General features: G+C 51.6%; 22 protein-coding genes. 11 read left to right on the top strand and 11 right to left on the bottom strand.

Going from position 1 to position 26,699, the window contains the following annotated elements; translation table 11 throughout:
• From atpA to ACMAY6_RS15480, 7 genes are all read left to right on the top strand, one after another.
• Positions 1 to 1,545, top strand: a complete 1,545-nt coding sequence (gene atpA / locus ACMAY6_RS15510) for a F0F1 ATP synthase subunit alpha (protein WP_435213310.1) — start codon at positions 1 to 3, stop codon at positions 1,543 to 1,545.
• A gap of 6 nt (positions 1,546 to 1,551) precedes the next feature.
• Positions 1,552 to 2,415 carry a F0F1 ATP synthase subunit gamma gene (atpG, locus tag ACMAY6_RS15505; RefSeq protein ID WP_435213308.1) on the top strand — a complete coding sequence of 288 codons (864 nt, stop codon included), beginning with the start codon at positions 1,552 to 1,554 and terminating at the stop codon, positions 2,413 to 2,415.
• Between the two features lie 76 nt (positions 2,416 to 2,491).
• A complete protein-coding gene (atpD, locus tag ACMAY6_RS15500; protein WP_435213306.1) occupies positions 2,492 to 3,889 on the top strand; it encodes a F0F1 ATP synthase subunit beta in 1,398 nt (465 codons plus the stop codon).
• A gap of 19 nt (positions 3,890 to 3,908) precedes the next feature.
• Positions 3,909 to 4,337, top strand: a complete 429-nt coding sequence (locus ACMAY6_RS15495) for a F0F1 ATP synthase subunit epsilon (RefSeq protein ID WP_435213304.1) — start codon at positions 3,909 to 3,911, stop codon at positions 4,335 to 4,337.
• Between the two features lie 103 nt (positions 4,338 to 4,440).
• Positions 4,441 to 5,811 carry a bifunctional UDP-N-acetylglucosamine diphosphorylase/glucosamine-1-phosphate N-acetyltransferase GlmU gene (glmU, locus tag ACMAY6_RS15490; RefSeq protein ID WP_435213302.1) on the top strand — a complete coding sequence of 457 codons (1,371 nt, stop codon included), beginning with the start codon at positions 4,441 to 4,443 and terminating at the stop codon, positions 5,809 to 5,811.
• 3 nt (positions 5,812 to 5,814) lie between these two features.
• On the top strand, positions 5,815 to 7,635 hold the full coding sequence (gene glmS, locus ACMAY6_RS15485) for a glutamine--fructose-6-phosphate transaminase (isomerizing) (protein WP_435213300.1): 1,821 nt from the start codon (positions 5,815 to 5,817) through the stop codon (positions 7,633 to 7,635).
• Positions 7,636 to 8,925: 1,290 nt separating this feature from the next.
• Positions 8,926 to 9,753, top strand: a complete 828-nt coding sequence (locus ACMAY6_RS15480) for a class I SAM-dependent methyltransferase (RefSeq protein WP_435213299.1) — start codon at positions 8,926 to 8,928, stop codon at positions 9,751 to 9,753.
• 135 nt (positions 9,754 to 9,888) lie between these two features.
• On the opposite strand, the gene ACMAY6_RS15475 is transcribed toward ACMAY6_RS15480, so the two are convergent.
• Both ACMAY6_RS15475 and ACMAY6_RS15470 read right to left on the bottom strand, forming a co-directional pair.
• A complete protein-coding gene (locus ACMAY6_RS15475; protein ID WP_435213297.1) occupies positions 9,889 to 10,251 on the bottom strand; it encodes a hypothetical protein in 363 nt (120 codons plus the stop codon).
• Between the two features lie 41 nt (positions 10,252 to 10,292).
• Positions 10,293 to 11,789: an SPOR domain-containing protein gene (locus ACMAY6_RS15470; RefSeq protein ID WP_435213295.1), complete on the bottom strand. Its 1,497-nt coding sequence runs from the start codon at positions 11,787 to 11,789 to the stop codon at positions 10,293 to 10,295.
• 194 nt (positions 11,790 to 11,983) lie between these two features.
• Between ACMAY6_RS15470 and uvrD the strand changes: the two genes are divergently transcribed.
• Both uvrD and ACMAY6_RS15460 read left to right on the top strand, forming a co-directional pair.
• The gene (gene uvrD / locus ACMAY6_RS15465) at positions 11,984 to 14,149 is read left to right on the top strand and encodes a DNA helicase II (protein ID WP_435213293.1); all 2,166 of its coding nucleotides are present in this window, start codon (positions 11,984 to 11,986) and stop codon (positions 14,147 to 14,149) included.
• 51 nt (positions 14,150 to 14,200) lie between these two features.
• Positions 14,201 to 15,373, top strand: coding sequence for a TRAP transporter substrate-binding protein (locus tag ACMAY6_RS15460; RefSeq protein ID WP_435213291.1), 1,173 nt, complete (start codon positions 14,201 to 14,203; stop codon positions 15,371 to 15,373).
• Here the strand turns inward: ACMAY6_RS15460 and ACMAY6_RS15455 are convergent.
• The 3 genes from ACMAY6_RS15455 to ACMAY6_RS15445 form a co-directional block, all read right to left on the bottom strand.
• The gene (locus ACMAY6_RS15455) at positions 15,352 to 15,756 is read right to left on the bottom strand and encodes an acyl-CoA thioesterase (protein ID WP_435216063.1); all 405 of its coding nucleotides are present in this window, start codon (positions 15,754 to 15,756) and stop codon (positions 15,352 to 15,354) included. The genes ACMAY6_RS15460 and ACMAY6_RS15455 overlap by 22 nt on opposite strands.
• Positions 15,757 to 15,838: 82 nt before the next feature.
• Positions 15,839 to 17,203, bottom strand: a complete 1,365-nt coding sequence (locus ACMAY6_RS15450; protein WP_435213289.1) for a TRAP transporter large permease — start codon at positions 17,201 to 17,203, stop codon at positions 15,839 to 15,841.
• A complete protein-coding gene (locus ACMAY6_RS15445) occupies positions 17,196 to 17,717 on the bottom strand; it encodes a TRAP transporter small permease subunit (protein ID WP_435213287.1) in 522 nt (173 codons plus the stop codon). Before ACMAY6_RS15445 ends, ACMAY6_RS15450 begins: the two co-directional genes overlap by 8 nt.
• A 79-nt stretch (positions 17,718 to 17,796) precedes the next feature.
• Between ACMAY6_RS15445 and yaaA the strand changes: the two genes are divergently transcribed.
• Positions 17,797 to 18,573, top strand: a complete 777-nt coding sequence (gene yaaA, locus ACMAY6_RS15440; protein WP_435213286.1) for a peroxide stress protein YaaA — start codon at positions 17,797 to 17,799, stop codon at positions 18,571 to 18,573.
• Between the two features lie 11 nt (positions 18,574 to 18,584).
• On the opposite strand, the gene ACMAY6_RS15435 is transcribed toward yaaA, so the two are convergent.
• Genes ACMAY6_RS15435 through recG form a run of 3 tightly spaced genes read right to left on the bottom strand, consistent with a single transcriptional unit; the run spans position 18,585 to position 22,799 of the window.
• Positions 18,585 to 19,739, bottom strand: a complete 1,155-nt coding sequence (locus ACMAY6_RS15435; RefSeq protein ID WP_435213284.1) for a GNAT family N-acetyltransferase — start codon at positions 19,737 to 19,739, stop codon at positions 18,585 to 18,587.
• Between the two features lie 21 nt (positions 19,740 to 19,760).
• On the bottom strand, positions 19,761 to 20,681 hold the full coding sequence (ubiA, locus tag ACMAY6_RS15430) for a 4-hydroxybenzoate octaprenyltransferase (RefSeq protein WP_435213282.1): 921 nt from the start codon (positions 20,679 to 20,681) through the stop codon (positions 19,761 to 19,763).
• Positions 20,682 to 20,726: 45 nt separating this feature from the next.
• Positions 20,727 to 22,799, bottom strand: a complete 2,073-nt coding sequence (gene recG, locus ACMAY6_RS15425) for an ATP-dependent DNA helicase RecG (protein WP_435213281.1) — start codon at positions 22,797 to 22,799, stop codon at positions 20,727 to 20,729.
• 86 nt (positions 22,800 to 22,885) lie between these two features.
• On the opposite strand from recG, the gene ACMAY6_RS15420 reads away from it, so the two are divergent.
• Positions 22,886 to 23,734, top strand: a complete 849-nt coding sequence (locus tag ACMAY6_RS15420; protein WP_435213279.1) for an SDR family oxidoreductase — start codon at positions 22,886 to 22,888, stop codon at positions 23,732 to 23,734.
• 22 nt (positions 23,735 to 23,756) lie between these two features.
• On the opposite strand, the gene ACMAY6_RS15415 is transcribed toward ACMAY6_RS15420, so the two are convergent.
• The 3 genes from ACMAY6_RS15415 to rpoZ are packed head-to-tail and all read right to left on the bottom strand — an operon-like array spanning position 23,757 to position 26,674.
• Positions 23,757 to 24,140, bottom strand: coding sequence for a RidA family protein (locus tag ACMAY6_RS15415; RefSeq protein ID WP_435213277.1), 384 nt, complete (start codon positions 24,138 to 24,140; stop codon positions 23,757 to 23,759).
• Positions 24,141 to 24,176: 36 nt separating this feature from the next.
• Positions 24,177 to 26,396 carry a RelA/SpoT family protein gene (locus ACMAY6_RS15410; protein ID WP_435213275.1) on the bottom strand — a complete coding sequence of 740 codons (2,220 nt, stop codon included), beginning with the start codon at positions 26,394 to 26,396 and terminating at the stop codon, positions 24,177 to 24,179.
• A gap of 20 nt (positions 26,397 to 26,416) precedes the next feature.
• A complete protein-coding gene (gene rpoZ, locus ACMAY6_RS15405; RefSeq protein WP_435213273.1) occupies positions 26,417 to 26,674 on the bottom strand; it encodes a DNA-directed RNA polymerase subunit omega in 258 nt (85 codons plus the stop codon).
• Positions 26,675 to 26,699 lie beyond the last annotated feature (25 nt).

The raw sequence follows: 26,699 nt of genomic DNA, 5'->3' as shown, positions 1-26,699 counted from the left end.
ATGCAACAACTTAACCCTTCGGAAATCAGCGATATCATTCGGCAACGGATTGATCAGCTCGATGTCACATCGCAAGCAACCAACGAAGGTACGATTGTCTCGGTAACCGATGGCATTATCCGTATTCATGGCCTCAATGAGGTGCAGTACGGAGAGATGATCGAGTTCCAAGGCGGTATTTTTGGCTTAGCACTGAACTTGGAGCGGGACTCCGTGGGTGCGGTTATTCTGGGTGACTACAAGCAGCTCGCAGAAGGGCAGACTTGTCGTTGTACGGGTCGAATTTTAGAGGTCCCTGTGGGCCCGGCTCTCCAAGGCCGTGTTGTAGACGCGCTGGGTAATCCTATTGACGGTCGCGGGAGCATCGAGACAGATGAAACTGACGCCATCGAAAAGATCGCACCCGGTGTAATTGCCCGTCAGTCAGTTGACCAGCCGGTACAAATTGGTTTGAAAGCTATCGACGCCATGGTGCCAATTGGCCGAGGTCAGCGTGAGTTGATTATTGGTGATCGACAGGTGGGTAAAACTGCTATTGCGGTCGACGCCATCATCAACCAAAAAGGAACAGGAATTAAGTGCGTTTACGTTGCGGTGGGACAAAAAGCCTCCTCAGTAGCCGCGGTTGTTCGAAAGTTAGAAGAGCACGGCGCAATGGACCACACCATTGTTGTTGCGGCTAACGCATCCGATCCAGCTGCGATGCAGTTCTTGGCGCCGTTTGCGGGCTGCACGATGGGTGAGTACTACAGGGACCGCGGTGAAGATGCCCTCATTATTTATGATGACCTGTCGAAGCAGGCTGTGGCTTACCGTCAAATCTCCCTACTTTTGCGTCGCCCACCGGGTCGAGAGGCTTATCCTGGTGACGTCTTTTATTTGCACTCGCGTCTACTTGAGCGTGCTGCCAGGGTGAATGCGGATTATGTAGAAAAGTTCACTAACGGGGCGGTAAAGGGTAAGACCGGGTCGTTAACCGCTTTGCCTGTTATTGAGACTCAAGCGGGTGACGTCTCGGCATTCGTACCGACAAACGTGATCTCTATTACCGACGGTCAGATCTTTCTGGAAGCTGATATGTTTAACGCCGGTGTACGTCCGGCAATGAACGCGGGTATTTCGGTATCTCGAGTTGGTGGTGCTGCCCAATCAAAGATTGTGAAGAAGTTGTCGGGTGGTATTCGAACCGCACTTGCCCAGTATCGTGAGCTAGCGGCGTTTTCTCAATTCGCATCAGACCTAGACGACGCGACTAAAGCTCAGCTTGATCACGGTGAGCGCGTAACTGAGTTGATGAAGCAAAAGCAATATGCGCCACTTTCAATTGCTGAGATGGGGGTTCTTTTATACGCCGCCAACGAGAATCAGCTGAGTGATGTTCCGGTCGATAAGATCGGCGACCTCGAAACTGCACTATTGGCTTATATGCATGCTGAGCATGGTGCGCTGATGGCTGAAATTGCTGCAGACGGCGGTTGGAATGACGACCGAGAAGCGGCGTTTAAAGCAGCTATTGATACATTTAAGTCAACGCAGGCTTGGTAACCGACTATGGCTGCTGGTAAGGAAATTCGCACTAAGATCTCAAGTATTCAAAGTACTCAGAAGATCACTAGTGCTATGGAGATGGTGGCGGCCAGTAAGATGCGGCGCGCTCAGGACCGCATGGAGCTTGGCAAACCCTACGCCCGGCGTATTCGTGACGTGGTTGGGCATATTGCCAACGCGGTACCCGAATATCGGCACGCTTACATGGAGCAGCGAGAACTGAAACGCGTAGGGTACATTATTGTATCCACAGACCGCGGTCTCTGTGGTGGCTTGAACATTAACTTGTTCAAGGCGGCAATTGCTCGAATGCGTCCTCAAAACGAAGCTGGTATTGGCGTTGATCTTTGTTTGATTGGGGCGAAGTCCCTAGCCTTCTTTAAGAGCGTGGGTGGCAATGTCGTTGCCAGCGTTCGGGATGTGGGTGAGGAGCCCTCGGTGGATCAGTTAATCGGAGGCGTTAAGCAAATGCTCGACGCGTACGTTGAGGGTCGCATCGACACGTTGTATCTGGTGAGCAACGAGTTTGTGAATACCATGACTCAAACGCCGCAGGTGGAGCAGTTGTTACCTCTGGAACCTTCTGAGGACGCGAACCTGTCACACCACTGGGACTATGTATACGAGCCTGACGCTCGTGAACTGCTCGATGCGTTACTTGTCCGCTATGTGGAGTCTTTGGTGTATCAAGCCGTGGTTGAAAATGGTGCGTGTGAGCAAGCTGCTCGAATGGTGGCCATGAAGAGCGCCAGTGATAACGCCGGTGATCTGATTGACGAGCTTCAGTTGGTTTACAACAAAGCACGTCAAGCGGCGATTACTCAGGAATTGGCGGAGATTGTCAGCGGTGCTGCGGCGATTGGTTAAGCGCCCAAAAAATTAACAGTGAATTAAAAGGTGGCGCTTTTGCGGCCACAGAGCGAAAGAAACAGAGGACTGCAAGATGAGTAGTGGAAAAGTCGTACAGGTGATTGGCGCGGTTATTGATGTTGAGTTTCCCCGCGACAACGTACCCCAGGTCTACGATGCACTGTCCGTCAGTGAAAAAGGTCTGACCCTAGAGGTACAACAGCAGCTTGGTGATGGCATTGTGCGAGCTATTGCTATGGGCTCATCCGAGGGTATTAGCCGCGGTCTGGCAGTAGAGAATACCGGTGCGCCCATTTCTGTTCCTGTCGGCACAGAAACATTGGGCCGCATTATGGATGTTCTGGGCAACCCTATTGACGAGAAGGGACCCATCGGCGAGCAACAGCGCAGCGCTATTCATCGGGCAGCCCCTGCATATGACGAGCTTGCCGCTTCAGAAGAAGTGTTGGAAACCGGCATTAAAGTTATCGACCTCGTGTGTCCTTTTGCAAAGGGCGGCAAGGTTGGTCTGTTCGGTGGTGCGGGTGTCGGCAAAACCGTCAACATGATGGAGCTCATTAACAACATCGCAACCGAGCACTCGGGCTTATCTGTTTTTGCTGGTGTGGGCGAGAGAACCCGAGAGGGTAATGACTTCTACTACGAGATGCAGGAGTCTGGCGTTGTAAATGTTGAAAACATGGACCAGTCGAAAGTGGCCATGGTTTACGGACAAATGAACGAGCCCCCAGGCAACCGACTTCGTGTTGCTCTAACCGGCTTAACAATGGCAGAAAAATTTCGTGATGAAGGCCGCGACGTTCTGCTTTTTGTTGATAATATTTACCGTTACACCTTGGCGGGAACAGAGGTGTCGGCACTGTTGGGCCGTATGCCGTCAGCTGTGGGCTATCAGCCAACCCTCGCTGAGGAAATGGGTGTGCTTCAAGAGCGCATCACATCAACTAAAACAGGGTCAATTACTTCGATTCAAGCGGTTTACGTACCTGCGGATGACCTTACCGATCCGTCTCCAGCGACAACCTTTGCGCACTTGGATTCTACCGTGGTACTGAGCCGAGATATTGCTGCCAAGGGTATTTATCCCGCGGTAGACCCATTGGACTCAACGTCGCGTCAATTAGATCCGTTAGTGATTGGTACCGAGCACTACGACGTTGCTCGCGGTGTGCAGTCAGTATTGCAGCGCTATAAAGAGCTCAAGGATATTATTGCTATTCTGGGCATGGATGAGTTGTCGGAGGAAGATAAGCTGACGGTATCGAGAGCTCGTAAAATGGAACGCTTTTTGTCACAGCCTTTTAACGTGGCAGAAATCTTCACCGGCTCGCCAGGGGTGTATGTATCACTCAAAGACACTATTTCAGGTTTCAAAGGGATTTTGGCGGGTGAATACGATCACCTTCCGGAACAGGCTTTTTACATGGTGGGCTCTATTGAGCAAGCCGTGGAAAAAGCTGAAAAGCTTTAGTCCCGCGGGGTAGTACGTTATGGCTATGACCATTCATTGTGACATCGTGTCTGCCGAGGCCCAGATTTACTCGGGGCTGGTAGAGTTGCTGGTCGCTACAGGTTCAGAGGGTGAGCTGGGAGTTTGCTATGGACACGCGCCATTGCTGACTGCCCTGGTGCCGGGGCCGGTGCGTCTCGTTGAGCAGGGCGGTTCGGAGCAGGTGTTTTATGCCTCGGGTGGTTTCTTAGAAGTGCAGCGCGATGTTGTGACTATTTTGGCTGACACGGCACTCAGGGCTGCTGATGTAGACGAGGCCGCCGCTGAGGAGTCGCGAAAAGCCGCTGAAGAAGCACTGGCAAATCAAAGCGGTGAATTAGACTATGGTAGAGCGTCTGCTCAGCTCGCCGAAGCTGCAGCGCAATTGGCAACCCTCAGAAAAATGAAAGGCCGCGCCGGTAGAGGTTGAGAGGTCAAGTAAGAAAACCGCCTTTTCGGCGGTTTTTTTTGGTCTTTAAAACCTCTAACCCCTGTTAAAGTTCCAGCTCATCAAGTGAATCCGATTTGCTCTTATGGAAAAAAACCTTGAGGTTATTATCTTGGCAGCGGGCCGAGGGACCCGCATGCGGTCGACGCTGCCCAAAGTTTTACATACCTTAGCCGGCCAGCCTTTACTGCAGCATGTGATTGACACGGCTAGGGCCTTGGGTCCTAGTCAGATTCATGTCGTTGTGGGGTACGGCGGTGATTCCGTTCAGAAGACACTCTCCGGGCAAGAACTTAAATTTCACACTCAAAAAGAGCAATTGGGTACGGGCCATGCGGTAGGCTGCGCCCTACCGGCCTGCCAGCGGAACAGTGTCGTACTGGTGTTATTTGGCGATGTGCCATTAATCGCTGCTTCCACCCTTCAAGCATTAATTGGAGGTGCTCAGCATAAGCCAGTTATGTTGGCTGCTCGGCTAGTTGACCCGCGAGGTTATGGGCGAGTGTTGCGTGACGAAGCTGGCGACTTTGTAGCAGTGGTTGAGCAGGCGGATGCCAGCGAGTCGGAAGCCCTTATTTGTGAAGTGAATACGGGGGTTTTAGCCGCACCAGCGGATCAGCTCGGCTCATTATTGAAGTCTGTGAGCAACGACAACGCGCAGGGAGAGTACTATCTGCCTGATGTTTTAGGCCTTGCTAGGCAGCAAGGTATCGCCGTTGAAGTGGTCGTCACCGAAGATGCTTTTGAGATGTGCGGCGTAAATGATCTTGTACAGCTACAAGAGCTGGAGCGATTGCTGCAATGCAAAAGAGCCGACGCACTAATGGCTGCTGGTGTCGCGGTGGCTGATCGTCAACGCATAGACATTAGAGGCGACCTTGAGTGCGGTGTTGATGTGGTCATTGATATCAATGTGGTTTTTGAAGGTCAGGTGCGTTTGGGTGATGGTGTTAGGGTCGGCGCTCACTGCGTATTGAAGGACGTTGTTGTCAGTTCGGGAACCGATATACAACCTTTTTGCCACCTTGAGGGGGCTGTTATTGGGGAGCAATGCCGCATAGGTCCTTATGCACGCCTGCGACCGGGAAGTGTTCTAGCCGATACTGCCCGGGTGGGGAATTTTGTAGAGACCAAAAACACTACCTTTGGTGTGGGTAGTAAGGCAAACCATCTAGCGTACCTTGGTGATACAACAGTGGGGTCCGATACCAATATAGGCGCTGGTACCATTACCTGCAATTACGATGGGGTTGATAAGCACAAAACCTCTATGGGTGATGGTGTTTTTGTGGGTTCGAACAGCACCCTTGTTGCACCCGTAACGTTGTCAGATGGCGCTTTTGTGGCGGCCGGCTCAGTGGTGACTAACGACGTAGCAGGGGAAGAGCTCGCGGTAGGGCGTGCCCGTCAGCGAAACATTGCTGACTGGCGGCGCCCCAAGAAGAAAAAGGACTAGAGCATGTGTGGAATAGTGGCCGTCGTCGCTCAACGGGATGTGCCAGAGATTCTTCTGGAGGGTCTGCGACGTCTAGAGTATCGAGGTTATGACTCGGCAGGCATTGCTATTGTTAATAACAAAGGTGACCTACAGTCTTGTAAACACCCTGGTAAAGTCGCAGTGTTGGAACGGGCGTTAACAGCTACTCCCGTTGCGGGATCAACCGGTATTGCACATACCCGTTGGGCCACTCATGGGGTGCCAAACCAGGAAAATGCGCACCCTCATATCAGCGGAAATCGCATTGGCTTAGTGCACAACGGCATTATTGAAAATCATCAGGTTTTGCGCGATTCACTTGTAGCGAGCGGAGTGAGCTTCTCCTCGGATACCGATTCTGAAGTGATTGTTCATCTTATCAATGCAGAAATGGATGGCCAGTCCTCGCTGCTAACAGCTGTTCAGAGGGTACTGGCACGCTTAGAGGGCGCTTATGCTTTGGCGGTTATAGACGCGCAGTCTCCCGGGCGTTGCGTGGTTGCGCGTGTGGGGAGCCCCTTGGTTTTGGGTGTTGGCATGGGTGAAACTTATGCGGGCTCCGACACCTTGGCTTTACGGCCGGTCACCGATCGTTTTGTTTATCTCGAAGAAGGCGATGTTGCCGAACTCACGGCAGGTAGTTACACAGTTTATAGTCACGATGGCCACGTCGCTGATCGCCAAGTTACAACCATTGAAGTGAGTGATGACTCCAGTAGTTTGGGTGACTATGACCACTACATGCTCAAAGAGATTCACGAACAGCCTGCACGATTGCAAGACACGGTAGCGATAGACTGGTGCAGTCACGATTGTTTTGGCGGAAACACTCAAGAGTTGTTATCTCAGGTTCAGGCGGTGCAGATCATCGCCTGTGGCACCAGTTATCATGCCGGTTTGATAGCCAGGCACTGGATTGAAGGTATCGCGGGCCTCACCTGTCAGGTTGAGGTGGCTTCTGAATATCGGTACCGGCAGTCGGTCACGCTTCCGGGTACTTTGGTGGTTTGTATTTCTCAAAGTGGTGAAACCGCCGATACGCTAGCCGCACTCAAGCATGCCGCAAATGACAATGTGGTCGCGCGCTTAGCGCTGTGCAATGTCGATCACTCTGCGATTGTCCGCGCCAGTGAGCTTACCATTTTGACTCGTGCTGGTGCTGAGATTGGCGTCGCATCAACCAAAGCCTTTACGACTCAGCTGGCTGCCCTCATGTTGTTGTCAGGAAAGCTTGCTGAAATCAATGGCCGCGCGGATTTTAGGCGTGAAGAATTAGATGCGGCATTAGGTTCACTCCCCTCTGTCGTTAAAGCCGTTTTGGGAGAGGAAAAGGCCATCAAAGCCATGGCCACCCATTTCGCGGCTAAACATCACGCCCTATTCCTTGGTCGAGGTATTAATAATCCGGTGGCTATGGAAGGCGCACTTAAGCTTAAAGAGATCTCATATATTCACGCTGAAGCTTATGCAGCGGGGGAGTTAAAACATGGCCCCTTGGCATTAGTTGACGCGGATATGCCTGTAGTGGCAGTAGCTCCCAATAACGATCTATTGGAAAAACTCCGCTCAAACTTGGAGGAGGTTCGAGCCCGTGGCGGTGAGCTGTTTGTATTTGCCGACGAAGCCTCAGGTTTTAAGACCGAACCCGGGCTGCATGTTTTGCAAGTCCCGCATTGCGCCGAATGGTCGGTACCCATTGTGTACTCCGTTGTGCTGCAATTACTGGCTTACCATGTTGCAATTGTGAAGGGTACGGATGTCGACAAGCCGCGGAATCTCGCGAAGTCAGTCACGGTTGAGTAAATTCGAAAGTCGAAAGGTAACGCTTTACTTGTTTCGCGCCCTAATTCGCCGCGACCGGTTAACGCTTTGGCTCAGGGACGAGCGCGTAAAAGCGCTTCATAACCTACTTCTGTTAGGCGTATCTACGTCGAGCGATCGGCGGGCGAAGAGAGGGGCGTAGTGACAAAAACGGTATTGCTTTTGGCCGGTTTATTCCTGCTTATGGTTGGGACTTACGCATTCTTTGCGTTATCGGCAAGGAATGAAATTTATTATCTCTGCGGAAACTTCAAATCGGGGGTTTCTTATTCTAGTGTCGTAAGACAACTCGATACCGCTAATTTGTCATATTACAAAATTGAAAAATCCGAACAGGGCAAACGGGTAATACACAGCAGTGCGCTTCACCTAAATTTGCTTCGCTGTGAGATAACCTTCGCTGAAGACGAAAAGGTTAGTCACTCGATTTATCAGTAATTATCGACCGTTAAGCGACCCAAGAGAGAAGCGCGGCGAGGCGCTTAACTACAAGGGTTAGGATAAAGCGGACGGATTCGAAATTTTGGAAGGAACGGTCGAGTTAAAAAAGGAGTTGATGGTGGAAATATTTGGGGTGTTGGGGTTTTCGTTAGGGACAATAGGCTTCGTTTTTGGAATCATTTGTCTCAGCAAAATAACGAAACTCACAGCTGTTTTAGAGGCAAAGGGGTTGCTCGAAGAGCATTAACCCCCGTCAAAATTGCGGCAATCCATAGATCCACGGAGTGTCTCTGAATTAAAGCGATGCTGAGTGCTAGACCCTATCAAGATGTCCTTTTTGGGGCTGTGGTCAGAAAATGCGTAATAGCGTTCGATTTAAAGGGTTGGCTGCTATTACCGTATTTTGTGCAGCGGTTTATTTTGTATTAGGGCTCTTCTACTCGGCGGATTCAGTCAATGGATCTTTGGCTTATCTGCTGATCAATGGGCTTAAACTTTCTCGGTTGGTGGTAGCTAATTCCTTATAGAACATCGTAAGTTAACCGGTGTGTCCGGGGGGTAAAGGGGTTCACGCTTTGTTTGCGTTACCGGGCCTTGGCTCGCCGAGCAAAAGCGGTTTTTTCGGGGGCAATGTAGCTGCGCTCGTTACCAGATGTTTTGGGTTGCAACTTTAGGTGGGGCTCTTTGTATCGTCGATCTTTTCTAGCGCGTTGCGTTTAAGCTTATTACGCAGTGGTCGGCTGGCAGAGCTACCAACCGGATTTTTGTGAGGTAAACTTGTGCATTCATCGACGTGGGGTCCGGTGGTCTGTTTAAGAATTGGAGATTGTTATGGAATTAGGCGCTATTCAGGAGTTTATTGATGGGCGGCATAATGAGCTAGAGGGGTGGTTTTTTAGTCCGGATCAGCTTGCCTTCTTTGAGCTGTGCGCCTTGCAAGAACGCTCACAGATAAGTGGTGACCTCTGTGAAGTCGGCGTTTTCAAAGGTAAAAGCCTCGTTCTTTTGTCATTACTAAAACGTGATACTGAGCGGTTACTGGGTTTTGATCTTTTTGATGAGGATCACCTAGAGGCGACGCAGCACAGTTTGTCGGCCTTTAATGCCGAAAAAAATGTAGAGTTATATAAAGGTCTTACCAGTGATATTTCTCTAGATATTCTGGATGAGAGAATCAAAACCCCTCTACGGTTTTTGCATATTGATGCTGGACACGAATATCACGAGGTACTTGAACAATTAGCCATTTTTACGCCTTATTTGGCTGACCATGCCATTATTGCAATGGACGACTATCAAGACCGAGAGTTCCCTGGCATTGAGGCTGCCGTTCTCGACTTCGCGGAACAGGATAGACCGCGTCGGTTTGTTCCGTTCTTTGCGGGTGGTAATAAGATGTTTCTTTGCAATGCATCCACTTCATCGCTGTTTCAAAAGTCGCTGCTGACTGCACCGAACCTGAAAGACAAGTGCCGGTTAACCCGAGTCAGAGATTTTAACATTTTGATTATGCGGTCTAAGTTGCCTGTACCTTCAGAGGATATCCGTGCACAGTTGGAGGCTACGACGTTTCCTCGACGCAACACCGAGCATGTATCACTCAATGAGCAAAGCGCACTATTTTCACAACTTACTTTTGGTTCTGGCTCAAAATCTTAAAATTGATGGTTGCTTTGATCTCGCCGTGGCGGTGAAAAAACTCCGATCAGCTGACTTAAAGACGTTCTTCAAAGAGGACCGGGCGCTCTGATGCAGCGAGCCCCCCGCTTTTGGTAACCACGGCCTGGCAATCCTTTAACTTGGGTTGGCAGCCTTATAAGCCCGGATAGCTTGATTAAACTGCTCGGCAAGCTGCTCCTCAAGGGCTACTGACTCGTTGTAGCCTTCAGTTGCAGCCTCATATTTTGGTGCTGCATCGGGATTCCCTTCCTCAACCGAAGCTTTGAGTCTTGCCATGGCGTCGTCTTGGCAAGCTCGAAACTCGGTCGCTGCGGCTTGAAAAGCCTTCACGCCTTGTTGACCTTCAACCATTTCTTCCATGGTAGCCGAGGCCCCATCTGGGATGGTGGGAAGTGTTGGCATGTCACAATCAGAAGCTAGCGCGTGTCCTCCACTCAGGGCGAGTAAAAGAGCGATTGAGGTTTTTATCATTTTCATCGTTTCATTTCCGTTATTGGAGGTGTGGGGTTTAACTACAGTCAATATTGTCGTAATTGTAGGTTAGGCATATCGCCACCAGCAGCTAGCGTTTGAATAATTTCTTCGCCGCGCTCTCGTGAGTTGATGCCAACAATTTGCACGCGATAAAGAAGCTCACCAGAGCGATATTCAACGGCCACTTTGGCGGCATAACCGGCTTCTTCAATCTGTTGTGCTTTATTATCAGCATCCATTCCCTGCGCATAGGTGTCTACGTAGATGAACCAACCTCCCATGCCTTGCCCAGATGCGTCAACAGTCGTAGCGTCAGTGCTTTTGGGTGTGGTTGTTGTCGGCATGGCCTTGTCTAACGCGGGTTTGGTTTGAGGTTGTGACCTAGCATTACGAGCCGGAGGGACGGAGGTTTTTCCAATCCATAAAGCCCCGAGATTGTAGGTGGATTCCAGTTCGGCTGCGGTGGCCTTCGCGTCATTTTTTGTACTAAAGCCAACAGCGCGAACGCGGTATAGAGTGCGGCCGTCGATATCAACGCTTTGTGTCACCGCGTTGTAGCCTTCATTTTGAAGTTTTTGAGCCCATTTCTCAGCAGTTGCACGACGAGAGTACGCGGCTACGTTGGCAAACCACAGCCCCTCGCTTTGGTTTGCTGAGGTCCGGGGCGTCGTTGTGGCAATGCTTGTGGACGTGTTTGAGGTGGGGCCAGTTTTGGTTGGCTTTCTCTCGGTTCTGGTGGCCATTTGCTGGCGAGGTGCCGAGTCAGATTTTCGAATTGCTGCAACTTGTGTCGCTTGGGCAGCCAGCTTTTCGGCATTGTCTAATTCAACTTGAAGGGCCTGTATGGTGTTGTTAGCGGCAGAGTAATCCCCTTTAAGTGTCGTAAGTTGTAGCGTTAGGGCTTGGTTTTTAGCCTCAAGGACAGCTTCGTCACCCGCATCCAAATTCCCCTGTGATTGTGGCGTGCCTTGCTGGTCTTCCAGCTCAACGATGCGGTTCTGCAAAGAAGAGCGTTCTGAAATAGCGCCCCATCCTCCAACAAGTAACAAAACAACTGCGGCTATACCTGCGATTGTAGGCCAAAGTGGCAGTTTCCCAGTGGTGCTGGTCCCCACAATATGGTGGTCTGTTAGCAGGTCCATAGAAGAAAACTCTGAGCTCGTGCCTGCGTCAAATATGTCTGCTGCTGAGTGTGTTTCGGCTTCGGGCGCTTCTGACGATTGGGTATCTGTGATGGGTGGTGAAGCAGTGCCTTCTGCCTGCAGGGGGGTAGTCTTCTCTGGGGATGCAGTAATTTCGCCGTCTGTAAACCAGTCGCCACCAGAGCTACTGTTGGTTTCGGCGTGTTCCTCTAATTTCGTACCTTCCGATCCAGAAGTGAGCCAGCCAACGTCGTCAATGGGCGGTCGTGCTGAAGGCTGAGGGGAGGCGGAGTTGTCCTCTGAGGCCATTAACCAGTCAGCCCCATCCTCATCATCGCCCCCCCATTCCTTTGGAGGCGTCATAAATCGACGTTTATCCTGTTCGTCGTGATCATCCATTGCTTTATTAGCCTCTATTTTTCCCGGTTAAGCCTCGCTGAACCGGTTTTTCTCAAGGTGGGGTCGTGGTTACCGTGCCATTTCCATAATTGTCCCGAGTTCTGCACTGAAAACAAGCCTAAAGTTGCCCCAAACCTTTGGAAGTTGCCAGTGTAAAACCCGGTAACCTGTCTGTTTTCCGGTAGAATCGCACTATGGATGTTTCTGATATTCTCACTGACCTCAACGCGGCGCAACGAGAAGCTGTGGCTGCAGAGTCTGGTAACTTACTCGTGTTGGCCGGTGCAGGCTCTGGTAAAACCCGTGTTTTAGTGCATCGAATGGCTTGGCTTATTCGAGCTGAGGGTGTGTCTCCCCACGCGTTGTTATCGGTAACCTTTACCAATAAAGCGGCTCGAGAAATGCGCAGCCGAATTGAAACGATGTTAAGTGTGCCGACACAGGGAATGTGGGTTGGTACTTTTCACGGTTTGGCTCACCGGCTGCTCAAACAGCATTGGCAAGAGGCCCAGCTGCCACAAAACTTTCAAATATTAGACAGTGATGACCAGCTGCGCTTGGTAAAGCGGGTGTGTCGTGATCTCAATTTAGATGAAACGCAATGGCCACCGAGGCAAGCGCAGTGGTATATCAATGCGCAAAAAGACGAGGGCTTGCGTGCTAGCCATATCGATCCCCCCTATGGTGATTTGTATGCCAAAACCATGCTGCGTGTTTACAGTGCCTATGAAGAGACTTGTCAGCGCGGTGGATTAGTTGATTTTGCTGAGTTGCTGCTACGTGCCCACGAACTTTGGCTCAAGTCCCCCGACACCTTGCAGCATTACCAGCGTCGATTCCGCACTATTTTGGTGGATGAATTTCAGGACACCAATACGATTCAATACGCTTGGCTTAGGGTTTTAGCCGGTCAAAGTATTCCGGTTGTCGCTGTTGGGGACGACGATCAGTCGATCTACGGATGGCGCGGCGCTAAAATTGAGAACATCCACCGTTTTGGTGAAGACTTTAGCCCTGCACAAACGATTCGCCTTGAGCAAAATTATCGTTCAACTCAAACAATTCTCAAGGCCGCTAATGGGCTAATTAGCCATAACTTTGGACGCTTGGGTAAGGAGCTTTGGACAGCGGGAGACGCGGGAGAGCCGATCAGTTTATACGCCGGTTTCAATGAGCAGGACGAGGCTCGGTTTATTGTCGAGCGGATTGAAGAGTGGGTGGCAGAGGGCAATACGCGACGCTCAGGCGCCATTTTATATCGCTCCAATGCGCAGTCTCGCGTGCTTGAGGAGGCGTTGATTCGGGCGCAAATTCCGTACCGCATTTACGGTGGTCAACGTTTTTACGAGCGCTTAGAGATTCGAAACGCCTTAGCCTACATGCGCCTTTTAATAAGGCGCAGCGACGATACGGCGCTAGAGCGGGTTCTTAATTTGCCACCAAGGGGCATTGGCAACAAAACGGTAGAGCAGTTGCGAGAACTTGCGCGAACTCGACAAGTACCTCTGTGGCAAGCGATTGTGGTTGCCCAAGACGAACAGCTGTTCTCATCTAGAGCCCTGAAGGCGCTAGCCGGTTTCACTGTTTTGGTTGATGAGTTGGACTCTGCGACTTTAGAGTTACCCCTAGAGGAGCTCACTGAGCACGTGGTGGCACGTTCGGGCTTGGTGGAGTATCACCGCGCCGAAAAGGGTGAGCGTGGTCAGGCCCGGGTAGAAAATTTGGAGGAACTGGTTTCAGCGGCAAAATCCTTTATTCCCGAGGACACAGATTTACCCTCGCTACAGCAATTTTTAGACAGCGCCGCACTCGATGCAGGTGACGCCCAGGCAGACCCTCATGAAGACAGTGTTCAACTGATGACCTTGCACTCGGCCAAAGGTCTCGAATTCCCCTTGGTTTTTCTGGCGGGTATGGAAGAGAACTTGTTTCCCCATCGTATGTCACTCGATGAACCGGGGCGACTCGAGGAAGAGCGGCGGCTTTGTTACGTTGGGATCACTCGCGCCATGGAAAAGCTGGTACTGACATACGCTGAGAGCCGCAGGCTACACGGATCTGAAACCTACAATACCGCTTCACGGTTTGTCCGTGAACTACCTTCTGAGCTCTTAAATGAGGTTCGATTGGGTGCTGCCGTATCACGCCCACTGTCATCGTTAACCTCATTGTCCCCAACTCCGAGTGCGGCTCATATCGAGAGCGGTGTCAGCTTGGGCCAACGCGTCCTGCATCAGGTATTTGGCGAGGGTGTTGTGACAAACTTTGAGGGTGGGGGTTCTAACGCCCGTGTAGAGGTTAGTTTTGCCGAGGGATCGAAGTGGTTGGTACTGCAGTATGCCAATCTACAGCCGCTCTAAATCTGTTAGAGCGAACCATATTGATGTTAATCATAGGCGAAGGAGCGATGTATGTTTGAAAGGCGATTTCTGCCTGTGGTTGTCATTTTGTTGGCGTCTGCGTTGGTTTTGGTACTGGGGTTATGGGCTGTTGATAGCAGTGATCAAAGCCGCCCTTTGCCCGCGGCAAGCAACAGCAGTGATGCCCCTGAGTATCGTTGGAAGCTCGTCACTACTTGGCCAAAAAATCTTCCTGGCCTGGGTGCTGCTCCTGAAAAATTTGCCCAGTATGTCAATGAAATGAGCGGTGGGCGCCTTGAAGTTAGGGTTTTTGGCGCTGGCGAAATTGTGCCTGCATTTGAGGTTTTTGACGCCGTATCTCAAGGTGCGGCCGAAGTCGGCCACGGTGCGAGTTATTACTGGAAAGGTAAAATTCCGGCCGCTGTATTCTTTACCGCGGTACCTTTTGGTATGACCGCGCAAGAGATGAACGGTTGGCTGCATTACGGTGGTGGGTTGGAATTATGGGAGGAGTTGTACGCACCTTTTGGGGTGATCCCTTTTGCGGGAGGGAGTACCGGCGTTCAGATGGCGGGCTGGTTCAATCGAGAACTGCGCAGCGCCAAAGACTTGTCCGGATTGAAGATGCGTATTCCTGGCTTGGCGGGAGAGGTTTTTGACGCTGCTGGAGGCACTGCGGTGCGTATTGCCGGCGGTGAGGTTTACACTTCAATGCAAACCGGTGTGATCGACGCGGTTGAATGGGTCGGTCCCTACAACGATCGCACTCTTGGGCTGAATGAGGTGGCAGAATACTACTATTATCCGGGGTGGCATGAGCCGGGGGCCATGCTCGAATTCACGGTCAATTCGGCGGCTTTTAATCAACTGCCTAGCGATTTACAGGCTATTGTTCGATACGCCGCCAGAGCGGCGAATCAAAATATGCTGGATGAATTTACCGCGCGCAATAATGAATCACTGCAACAATTGCTGGCTGCAGGCACCCAGTTGCGGCCACTGCCAGAGGATATATTGAGCTTGCTGTATGAGAAATCCCTAGAAGCGATGGCGACCTTAAGGGCGAGCGATACCATGGCAGAAAAGATTGCTGTTTCTTATGACGTCTTCTCGAAAAACGTTAGGGCCTACCACGAAATTTCAGAGCGTGCGTACCTTAACGCGCGGGACAAGGTGTTACCGCCAGTGATGTCAGGGGTTTTTCAGGCAGAGCCTGGACGTTGAATGGCACGAGTTCGCTTATCCCCGCCAATGGCAACGTAGATAAAGGTACCTTCGGTGACTTTGATCGGCTCCCCGTCTTGCCGGGAATTAATCCAGACTTCTACGATTACCCGTACCGAACTGCGTCCTACCTCCAAAATGTCTGAGTAACAACTGACGACAGCACCAACATGAACGGGGGTCAAAAAAACCATGCCTTCCACAGCCACAGTAGCCACTCTGCCACCCGCTACTTCACAGGCGGTTACATAGCCGGCTAAGTCCATTTGTGACATTAGCCAGCCACCAAAGATATCCCCGTGAGGGTTTGTGTCCGCAGGCATAGCCACAGCCTGAAGACTGAGCTCGCCTTGCGGGGTGGGGTTCATATCGAGGTCAGTCATTTTTTTGCCTGCTGTCATGGTGATAATGCGAAGTGCTGCGTATTCAAGCACAAATGCTAGGAGCGTCCAAAGTTACGGGCGTTCAACCCGAGCGCAACACATTGGGTAACCAGGTGATTAAGTTTGGAAAGCTCCAAAGCAGTGCCAATAGCCCAATTTGCAGTGCGACAAAAGGTATAACTCCCTTATAAATTGCTCCCGTGGGTAATGATGCCGGAGCAACACCTCTTAGGTAGAAAAGGGCAAAACCAAAAGGAGGGGTTAAAAACGAAGTTTGAAGGTTGACCGCCAACATAATGCCAAACCAAATGGGATCAAAGCCCATAGCCAGCAAAATTGGGCCAACGATAGGCACCACGACAAAAGTGATTTCTATAAAATCGAGTATGAAGCCCAAAAGAAAAATAACCACCATGACTAACAGCATGGCGCCTTGAGGGCCTAGATCCATGCGCTCAAAGAATCCCTGCACCAGTTCTTCACCACCAAAGCCTCGAAACACCAGTGTAAAAACAGCCGCCCCGATCAAAATTAGAAACACCATGCTAGTGATGCGCATAGTGGATAGCCCGATTTCGTGCAATTTCTCCCAGTTCATTTGTCTGCGCTGCAATGCCAAGAGTAACGCCCCAATAGCACCGACTCCCGCAGCCTCAGTAGGCGTCGCCGCACCCAACAGAATTGAGCCTAAAACCAGTGCGATGAGTATGAAGGGGGGTAGCAAGGCGTTGAGCAATTCTGAAAGTGAGGCCCCTTCTGAGACAATAGCGGGTGCGCGGTCGGGTTTAATTCGAGCAATCAGTAAAATCCAAACCAAGTAAAGCCCAACGAGGATCAGGCCCGGAATCAGTGCTCCGACGAAAAGATCGCCCACAGAAACTGTGGCGGTATTTACAACCCCCAGTTCTAGTTGCGCACGTTGATAAGCACTGGCAATAACATCACCCAATAACACTAAAGCGATTGATGGCGGTATGATTTGCCCCAGAGTGCCAGTGGCGCAAATCGTTCCAGTGGCAAGGGCTGGGCTATATCCGGCGCGCAGCATCGATGGCAGAGATAGCAGCCCCATTGTCACCACGGTTGCGCCGACAATGCCTGTACTCGCGGCTAGTAGTGCGCCCACCAGCACCACGGCGACACCAAGTCCTCCCGGTCGACTCCCGAAAAGTTGAGCCATGTTGTGCAGCAAATCTTCGGCGATCTTCGCACGCTCAAGAATATTCCCCATTAAGATAAACAGGGGAACCGCGATGAGCGTTTCGTTGCCAATGGTTCCAAAAATTCTGGCGGGAATAGCGGCTAAGTAGCTGGCATCAAAGGCCCCCGAAATTGTGCCTATGGCCGCGAACATCAGGCCCACGCCGGCGAGCGTCAGGGCCACTGGAAACCCAGCTAACAGCACAAGGCAAACGGCTAAAAACATGAGTGCGGGTATTTCAATCACTTTGAGACACCTCAGCAACGAGGGTTTTCAGCGATTTCATGATTTCTGACACGGCTTGAAGTGCGAGCAGCACCGCCATGGCGGGTAGCAGGGTTTTTAAAAGAAAAACAGCGGGTATGCCCCCGGGTTCTGGGGACGTTTCTCGAGCGATCCAGGATTCGATCACGTAATCTTGGCTGGCAAAGCCCACCAAAGCGCAGAGCGGCAGGGTAAATATGACGTGTCCCAAGGCATCGATCCAAGCCTTTGTTCTCGGAGTAAAACGTTGATAGAACACGTCAACTCGAACGTGTCCACCCATGTGTAGTGTGCAGGAGGCACCGAGCATAAACAGCGCTCCGTGAAGATAGATCACACTTTCTTGTGCCGCTATGGCACCTACGCCAAAACCGTATCGCAGCACCACGACGAGAACGGTCAACAGCGCCATCAGCAACGGGAGCCAGCCAATAATATGGGACAATCTTTGTGACAGGCCGTCGAGTATGCGGATTGATGAAATTAAAACGACCACTTCTTATTCCTTGTAGGCTCTTTAAGGGCGGTACACAGGTTATCATTCTACTACCACAGACATCAGGGAGGCCCCCACCATGCTGACAGTCCTTTCCCCGGCCAAGACGCTTGACTTCGAGACACCCCCTCGCACGCGTAAGTCGACCCAACCTTACTTTATTGAACGCGCCGCTGAGCTTGTCGATGATGCTAGGGACCTGTCCCCAGAAGCACTGCAAAAACTCATGGGGGTTAGCGAGAATATCGCGTTGCTTAATCATGAGCGATTTATGAATTGGCAGCCAGATTTTAACCTCGATAATGCCAAGCAAGCGGTGTTGGCTTTCAAGGGAGATGTATACACGGGCCTCGACGCAAGCACCCTAGACAGCAAGGCGCTGACTTTTGCTCAAAAGCACCTGCGGATTCTTTCGGGCTTGTATGGTTTGCTGCGCCCATTGGATCTTATGCAACCCTATCGCTTGGAAATGGGCCTTAAGTTTGCCAATCGCGGTGGCCGTAATTTATATGAGTTCTGGGGGGAAGAAATTACCCAGCTACTTGATACAGCAATCGATAAAAGTGGCAGCTCGGTGTTGGTTAATTTGGCGTCGAACGAGTACTTCAAGGCAGTTAAACCACGCCAGCTCGATGCTGAAGTGATCACCCCCGTTTTTAAGGATTTGAAAAACGGTGATTATAAAATTATCAGCTTTTTTGCAAAGAAGGCCCGAGGCGTTATGGCCCGGTATATCGTAGAGCAGCAATTAAACGATCCCGAGAAGCTCAAGGCATTTTCCGGCGCGGGTTATTATTACAGCCCCGAACAATCAACGGCTAACAACTGGGTCTTTTTGCGGGATGAGGTGTCTTAGTCTTAAGCGGGTTAGTGTGAGTGAAGGTCAGCTAGCGCACCTTCCTTGAAAGGCAGCAGCTTGGCGGCCTCTTCTCTGTAGGCTTTGACCTGCTGCACATCACGGGCGCAAAAGTCTTTTATTGCTGGCTGAAAGCCTGCTTCTGCCACCCAGTGGTGAGATTGCGTTAACGTGGGTTCAAAGCCACGCTGTATTTTGTGCTCCCCTTGGGCGCCGGGATCAAGACGTTGAATACCGTGTTTAATGCAGTATTCAATGCCCTGATAATAACAGGCCTCAAAATGTAAACCGTCATACTCTCGGAGGCAGCCCCAGTATCGACCATACAGGGTGTCAGATGATTGAAAAAATAACGCCGCTGCCACGGGCTGTTCATTAAGAAACGCCAGCACCATAACCGGGGCAGTGCCCAGCTTGGGGCAAAGCTCGGTAAAAAATTCCCGAGATAAATAGCCACCATGACCACTGCGTTTGGCGTAGGTGGTTTGATAGCAGTAATGAAAGAAAGACCAATCCTCAGGCAGGATTTCCGAACCTACACGGGTGGTTAACGTTATTCCTTGAGCTGCCACATGACTGCGCTCTTTACGTAAGTTCTTACGTTTGCGGCTACTAAAGAGCTGAAGGAAGTCATCAAAGCTCTGATAGTTTCGGTTGACCCAATGAAACTGACAGGTAGCGCGGTCATTTAGGTTAAGGGTTGAGCTGGGCTGTTGGAATTCTGAGCCAGAAAATAAGATGTGCCAGCTAGAGAGGCCATGTTCAACACAAAAACCTTGAACGGCACGGCAAAATTTGGCTTCAGCTTCCGGATTCACGGGGTTACACCAAATTTTTGGGCCACTCGCCGGGGTGAAGGGCGCGGCTGAGATCAGTTTAGGATAATAAGACAGGCCGCTGCGTTGCCAGGCATCGGCCCAAGCCCAGTCGAAAACGTACTCGCCGTAGGAATGATCTTTTAGAAATCCGGGTGCTGCACCCACGACATCGGGCCCGTCCCGCAGCACCAAGTGATGGGGGGCCCATCCACTAGCTTCGTTGGTACAACCCGTATCTTCTAGCCCCAATAAAAAGTCGTGACGAAGAAAGGGATAATCACCGCCGAACCAGTGATCCCAGTCCAAGGCAGAAATGTCCCTGATGCTGCGGTAAATATCCAGTTGCATGATCTCGCCAGAGCTCGTGTGTCAGACTGGTGATACGTGCTCAGCAAGGAAGTGTCCCACAATCCCCAACAGCATAATGAGACCAATCCATTTACTTTGGTTGAAGGCCTTAAAGCAGGCCACTTCCTCGCGGTTCCTTATAAGCCACTGGTGCCAGCAGAAAAGTAGCCCAATGCCTGATACCGCCAAGTAAAACGGCCAAGTAAAGCCAAAAGCAGCGCCAGTTTGAAGAAAGCAAGCCAAGGCTCCAACTTGCATAACTGCTATGAGCCGTCGATCAAGGTGTCCAAACAAAATGGCCGTAGACTTGATACCAATGGCTAGGTCGTCTTCGCGATCAACCATGGCGTACTGGGTATCGTAGACCACGGTCCATAGCAAATTCCCGAGGAATAACCACCATAATGCCCCGGGGAGATCGTTGGTAACGGCAGCAAAAGCCATCGGAATAGACCATGAAAAGGCGGCGCCCAAGACAAACTGTGGCAGGTGTGTCACCCGTTTCATGTAGGGGTACAGCATTGCTAAGGAAACGCCCACTACCGATAACTTTACCGTCAAGGCGTTGGTTGATGACACCAGTGCCAGAGCGATCAACAGCAGCGCTAAGAGCAGCGTGAACGCCTCTTTTGACGACACCAAACCCGTTACCAGTGGGCGATCACGGGTGCGAGCCACATAGCCATCGAGTTTTCGGTCGGCAAGATCGTTGGCAACACAACCTGCTGCCCGCATGACAATGATACCCAGCGCAAAGATGCCCAGTATTGTGGGGTCTGGCCAGCCCTCGCTGGCAATAACCAGCGCCCAAGTGGTGGGCGCCGCAAGTAGCCAGGTTCCAATGGGTTTGTGAAAGCGCATGAGCAGCCAAAAACCGCGCAGCTTGCTGTCGGAGTTAGAAGACTCGGGCTGCGTTGAGGGACTAGGGGTGGTAGGGGTCATAGTGCGGCATCAAAAAGGTCAACGATGAGGCGTAGTGTAACCTGTTCAGACCCGCGCAAACGCCTGACGTTCTCCGGTCCAGCGGTCGATAAGCAGGTCGCAACGATCAGGATAGTTGGCCATGAGATTCTCTGCCGTCTCAGCGACCTGCTCTAGCAACACTTCATGGACGGGCAACTGCGCCACGCGAAATGACGTCAGGCCAGTTTGTCGTGTTCCCAGAAGCTCTCCAGGCCCTCGGAAAAGTAGGTCTTGTTCTGCAATGTAAAACCCGTCGTTACTGCGTCGCATGACTTCCAGGCGCTCGCGGCCTCTTTGGCTTAGGGGCGCTTGATACAAAAGAACACAGTGACTAGCAATGGCGCCGCGCCCCACTCGGCCACGCAGCTGGTGGAGCTGTGCGAGCCCGAGGCGTTCGGGGTTTTCAATGATCATTAGGCTGGCATTGGGTACATCTACGCCGACTTCGATCACCGTCGTCGCCACCAACAGTTCTATCTCGCCAGATTTGAAGGCAGCCATCATGCTTTCTTTTTCTGCGGGGGGTAACCGCCCATGAATAAGCCCAATGCGTTGGTTGGGTAGCTGAGCCTGCAATAACTCTGCCGTGGCTTCTGCGGCACGTGCATCGAGGTTTTCTGACTCTTCAATTAATGTGCATACCCAATAAGCCTGGCGACCTTCACTGCAGGCTGCTCCGACGCGTTGGATAACTTGGTCTCTACGCTGGCTATCGAGCAGTGTGGTTTGTACGGGTGTGCGCCCCGGCGGCAGCTCGTCGATTACCGAACAATCAAGGTCTGCGTAGGCCACCATTGATAGCGTGCGGGGAATCGGTGTGGCGGTGAGTACCAGCTGGTGCGGCAGTGCTTGTCCGGATGCTTTTTCTGTTAGCGCGAGCCGTTGGTGAACCCCAAAGCGATGTTGCTCATCTACGATCACTAGAGCGAGTGACGCGAAGGTCACTCCCTCCTGAAATAGTGCGTGGGTGCCAACAACCAGCTCAACCGAGCCATCGCCAATGGCTTCAAGGACCGCAGCGCGTGCTCGCCCCTTCACACGCCCACTTAACCACGCGATACGCACATTGAAAGGCGCCAACCATTGCCCAAAGGTTTGTAAATGCTGCTCTGCTAAAAGCTCAGTAGGCGCCATTAGGGCAACTTGTTGGCCAGATTCTATGGCGGTGATGCAGGCCATGGCGGCTACAAAGGTTTTGCCTGATCCGACGTCGCCCTGAATGAGTCTTAGCATGGGGCTAGGCAGTGTCATGTCATGGGCTATTTCTTGGATTACTCGCTGTTGTGCGGCAGTGGGTTGAAACGGTAGGTGCGCGAGGAAGGGTTTTGCTATGGAGTGATCGCTTTCCATCGCTACCGCAAGACAGGCCTTTTCTTTTTTTCGCAGCATTTGCAGCGAGAGGTTATGAGCGACCAGCTCTTCCAACGCCAACCTCAGCTGTGCTGGATGCTGCCACTCACGAATCTGTTCTGTAGGCGCATTGGGTGGTGGGCGGTGCAGGAATTGAATGGCCTCAACGAGTGCAAAAGGTGATTCAGCAACGCCCCGCAATAGGTCTTCAGGGCAATTTTGTTTGAGAATGCTAAGAGCTTGTTCGGTAAGTTTGCGCCAGATGCCCTGTCCTAAACCTTCGACGGTGGGGTAAACGGGTGTGAGGGCGGCCTCGAGTAAAACGTCTGCATCGTCAAGGCGATATTCGGGATGAACCATGTCTAGACCAACTCCCGATCGTCGCGCTTGACCGAACAAAGCAATCGGCAAGCCGGGCTTCATTTGCTGTGCCTGAGCACGCCGGAAGTGAAAAAATCGTACCGTGAGCACGCCGGTGCCATCTTCTACTTTAACGACGAGTGATGGCCTTCTGCCGGGTACGATACTGGATAACCGTATGGACCCTTGAATGACGGCATCAACGCCATCTTGGAGTCCACCTATGGCCGTTACTTGGGTTCGGTCTTGGTATCGCAGCGGAAAGTGGTAAAGAATATCCTCCACACAACGCAAACCCAGCTCCTCCAATCGCTGCTGAAGTTTTGGGCCCACACCGCGAAGAGTGCCAACGGAGGCACCCAGAGAATTGCCTGGGGTCGATGTCATCGTGAACGGGTCATCTTTTTGAAATCACACAATAGCTTAAGTGTAAGGGCATAATAGAGGCATCATAGTCTTTGAGAGAAGCTCCGGTGAAGTCACCACACGTTTTGATTGTCGGTTGCGGTGACCTTGGTCTCCGTCTGGGTTTGCAGCTAATGGCAGAGGGCTGGAGCGTCAGTGCTATGCGTCGACGGGTCGATCGTCTGCCTGAGGGCTTTAGCCCGATTGCAGGGGACTATACGCAGCCCGACGATATTGCGGGCCTTATCGATTTGCAGCCTGATTATGTGGTGTTTACCCCCCTGCCAACGGCCAGAGATTCAGCGGGTTATCATCAAGGCTATGCTCTCCCAGTAGCACTTATGGCTGATCTAGGCTTGTTATCAGCGGTTAAAGGCGGCATTTTTGTGTCGTCTACTCGGGTCTTTGCCCAAACAGATGGGGGCTGGGTTGACGAAAACTCCCCGCTCACGCAATCGGATCCTCAGGGGGTAAGTATTGTGGAGGCCGAGCATCAGTTTTTGGCAGCCTGCAAGAACGCCACAGTGCTGCGGGCATCAGGTATTTACGGTGACTGGCCCGGCATGCTGATCAAACGGTTGCAGCAAGGTCTTTGCAGTCCGGATCCTGATCGCGTTAGCAATCGGATTCATCGCGATGACCTCGCCGGAATAATGGCGTTTTGTTTGCGTCGTCTCGAGCAGGGGGAGACAAATGCACCCGTTTATATCGCCAGTGACCATCGCCCCGCACCGGTAGGTGAGATTGAAGCTTGGTTAATTGAGAGGCTAGGGCTCTCAGCTATGACAGGCGCGGCAACGTCGCGCCTTGCCAATCGCCGGTGTAGCAGTCAGCGCTTACAGTCCGCAGGTTACCGCTTCAGCTATCCTGACTATCAGACAGGGTTTTCTAGGCTAATCAGCGAGCATTTGCCCTGAAAACAGTCGGTAGTTAATCGTTTTAAAGGCTCAGAATCGCCTCAATTTCTACTGCAACGCCTTTTGGCAAGGCGGCAACTTCAACGCAGGCTCGGGCCGGGTAGGGCGCGTCAAAGTGTTGCTCCATTATTGCATTGACTGCCGCAAAGTTCCCCAGATCCGTGAGAGAAATATTAATTTTTACAGCGTCGTTTAGCTGCCCACCGGCGGCCTCGGCAATAGCCTTGAGATTGGCAAACACCTGCTGGGTTTCTGCTTCAATACCACCCTGGACACAGGTCATAGTGTCAGGGTCGAGGGGAATCTGCCCTGAAATCCAGACGGTATTCCCTACTTTTATGGCTTGAGAATAAGGGCCGATGGCTGCGGGAGCGGATTCAGTAGAAATAACAGCTCGATTGGACATGGGATTTCTCTTCGTCAGGGGATAAGGGGGTGGAGTTTAGCGTCGACTAATACGGATGACGCGTCGCACGCCTTCAACCGTTCGCAGGCGCTTCATGATGCGAGCAAGGTGGACGCGACTGCGCACCTGCAGCTCGATGTCTACATAGGTGTACTGGGCATCTTTATCGGTGGTTGAGATGCGGTCAATATTCATACCCACGGTGTTTAGCCGGGTAGCAACCACGGCAATGATGCCACGTCGGTTTTCAGATTCGAGTCTGAGCCCAGCAGAAAACTGCCCTTCTACGTCTTCATCCCAGCGGAGACTCATCATTCGCTCGGGGTGCTCACGCATTTCCAGCAAATTTTTGCAGTCATCACGATGCACCACCAGCCCTTTTTCTGGGCTTAAATAGCCTCCGATAGGGTCGCCTGGTAAAGCACAGCAACACTTCGCATAGTTCACCACAAACCCCTCTGTACCTCGAATTGCGACCGCTTCATTGCGATCAGGGTCAACTGGCCCGGCGGTGGCGCCAGCAATCCGACTGGCGACGATTTGCGGCAATAAATTCCCCAATGCGATGTCAATTAACAAGGTGGAGAGATCTGGGCTGCCCAATTTTTTGAGGGTGGGCTCTATGAGCTCACCCATAAAGTCATCAATTCTGACACCGTGAGAGATCAATGCCTTGTTCAAGAGGTTGCGGCCCAAATCAATAGAATCTTCACGACGTTGGTCTTTTAAAAAGTGACGAATGTGTGTTCGTGCTCTTGCGGTTACAACGTAATTGAACCAGTCAGGGTTGGGCCTGCCGTTGGGTGAGGTGATTATTTCAATGGTTTGTCCGCTCTCAAGGGGTTCAGACAGCGGCGCGAGGCGTCGATTTATTCGGCAGGCGACGCAGGCATTGCCAATGTCGGTGTGCACCGCATAAGCGGCGTCGACAGCAGTAGCCCCACGAGGGAGCTCCATAATGTCACCGCGAGGTGTAAACACATAAACTTCATCGGGAAAGAGGTCCATTTTAACACTTTCAATGAACTCCATCGGGTTCCCTGCCCGTTGCTGCATCTCTAAAAGCCCCTGCACCCATTCTCTCGCTCGGGTGTGGGACGCGTTAGCGGATCCGTTGTCAGACTTATACAGCCAGTGGGCAGCGATGCCATTGTTGGCCATGTCTTCCATTTCTAGCGTGCGAATTTGAATTTCTATGGGTATGCCGTGCATACCTTTTAATACGGTGTGTAGCGATTGGTAGCCATTCGCTTTTGGAATGGCAATATAGTCGGTAAATTCGCCGGGCACGGGTTTGTAGAGGCTATGCACTACTCCCAACACTCGGTAACAATCATCGACAGACTCAACAATGATTCGAAAGGCGAAGATGTCCATGATTTCAGAGAAAGACTTTCGTTTAGCCTTCATTTTCGAGTAGATGCTGTAGAGGTGCTTTTCTCGCCCGATAACACTGCATGGCAGTTCTTCTCGCAAAAGCACGGTTTTAATCTGGTTTCTCACTTGATTAATTAATGTTTTGCGATTGCCCCCGGCACTTCGAATTGCCGCGTCAATGCGTCGCGCGCGCATTGGGTACAAAGCTTTAAACGCCAGATCTTCAAGCTCCATGCGGACTGAATTCATTCCGAGGCGCAGGGCAATGGGTGCGTAAATGTCCAGAGTCTCTCCGGCGATGCGTTTAATCTTTTCTCGACTAAGGACACCGAGGGTTCGCATGTTGTGCAGCCTGTCGGCAAGTTTGACGAGTATCACGCGGATATCCCGCGCCATGGCTAGTGCCATTTTTTGAAAGTTTTCCGCCTGCTTGTGTTCGAGGCTATCAAATTCGATGTGAGTTAATTTACTGACGCCATCGACGAGCTCGGCCACTTCTGCGCCAAACTGCGCGCCGATATCTTCTTTAGCCACGCCCGTATCTTCAATAGTGTCATGCAGAAGCGCTGCCATCAGGCTTTGATGGTCCATATGCATTTCAGCAAGGACACTGGCGACGGCTAAGGGATGTGTGACGTAGGGCTCACCGCTACGGCGCACTTGGCCGTAATGAGCTTGTTCGGCGAAGAAGTAAGCGCGCTTGACCAGCAGTACTTGTGTGTCATGGAGGTAGGCTTTGATTTGACGCTCAAAACCGACAAAAGAGCGGTCTATAGTGTCAAGACCTGCTTGCTGAGTCGTGGCGGCTGACTTAGAGAGCAGCCGCGACTTAGCATCTGTAATAGAGCTACTGAGGACCTGAAACGTACCGGCAACCAAAGGTCTCTATTACCTTGAGGTTAGTAAACAGGTGTTTCGAAGCTTGCCGCCAGCTCTTCTTCAGCTTCGATTTCAGTTTCGCGAGCGATCAGCTCAGGCGTTACCATGCCCTCTGCAATTTCTCGCAAAGCAATGACGGTAGGCTTGTCTGATTCCTCGTCGACGAGTGGGTCTTTGCCTTGGGTGGCGATCTGACGGGCTCTTTTGGCAGCGAGCATGACGAGCTCGAAACGGTTGTCCACGTTGTCTAAACAATCTTCTACGGTGATGCGTGCCATGGGTGATGCAATCTCCTATTAATGC

This window comes from Luminiphilus sp. nBUS_16 (assembly GCF_051201645.1).
Lineage (GTDB): Bacteria > Pseudomonadota > Gammaproteobacteria > Pseudomonadales > Halieaceae > Luminiphilus.
This window is presented reverse-complemented; position numbering and strand designations above follow the sequence as displayed.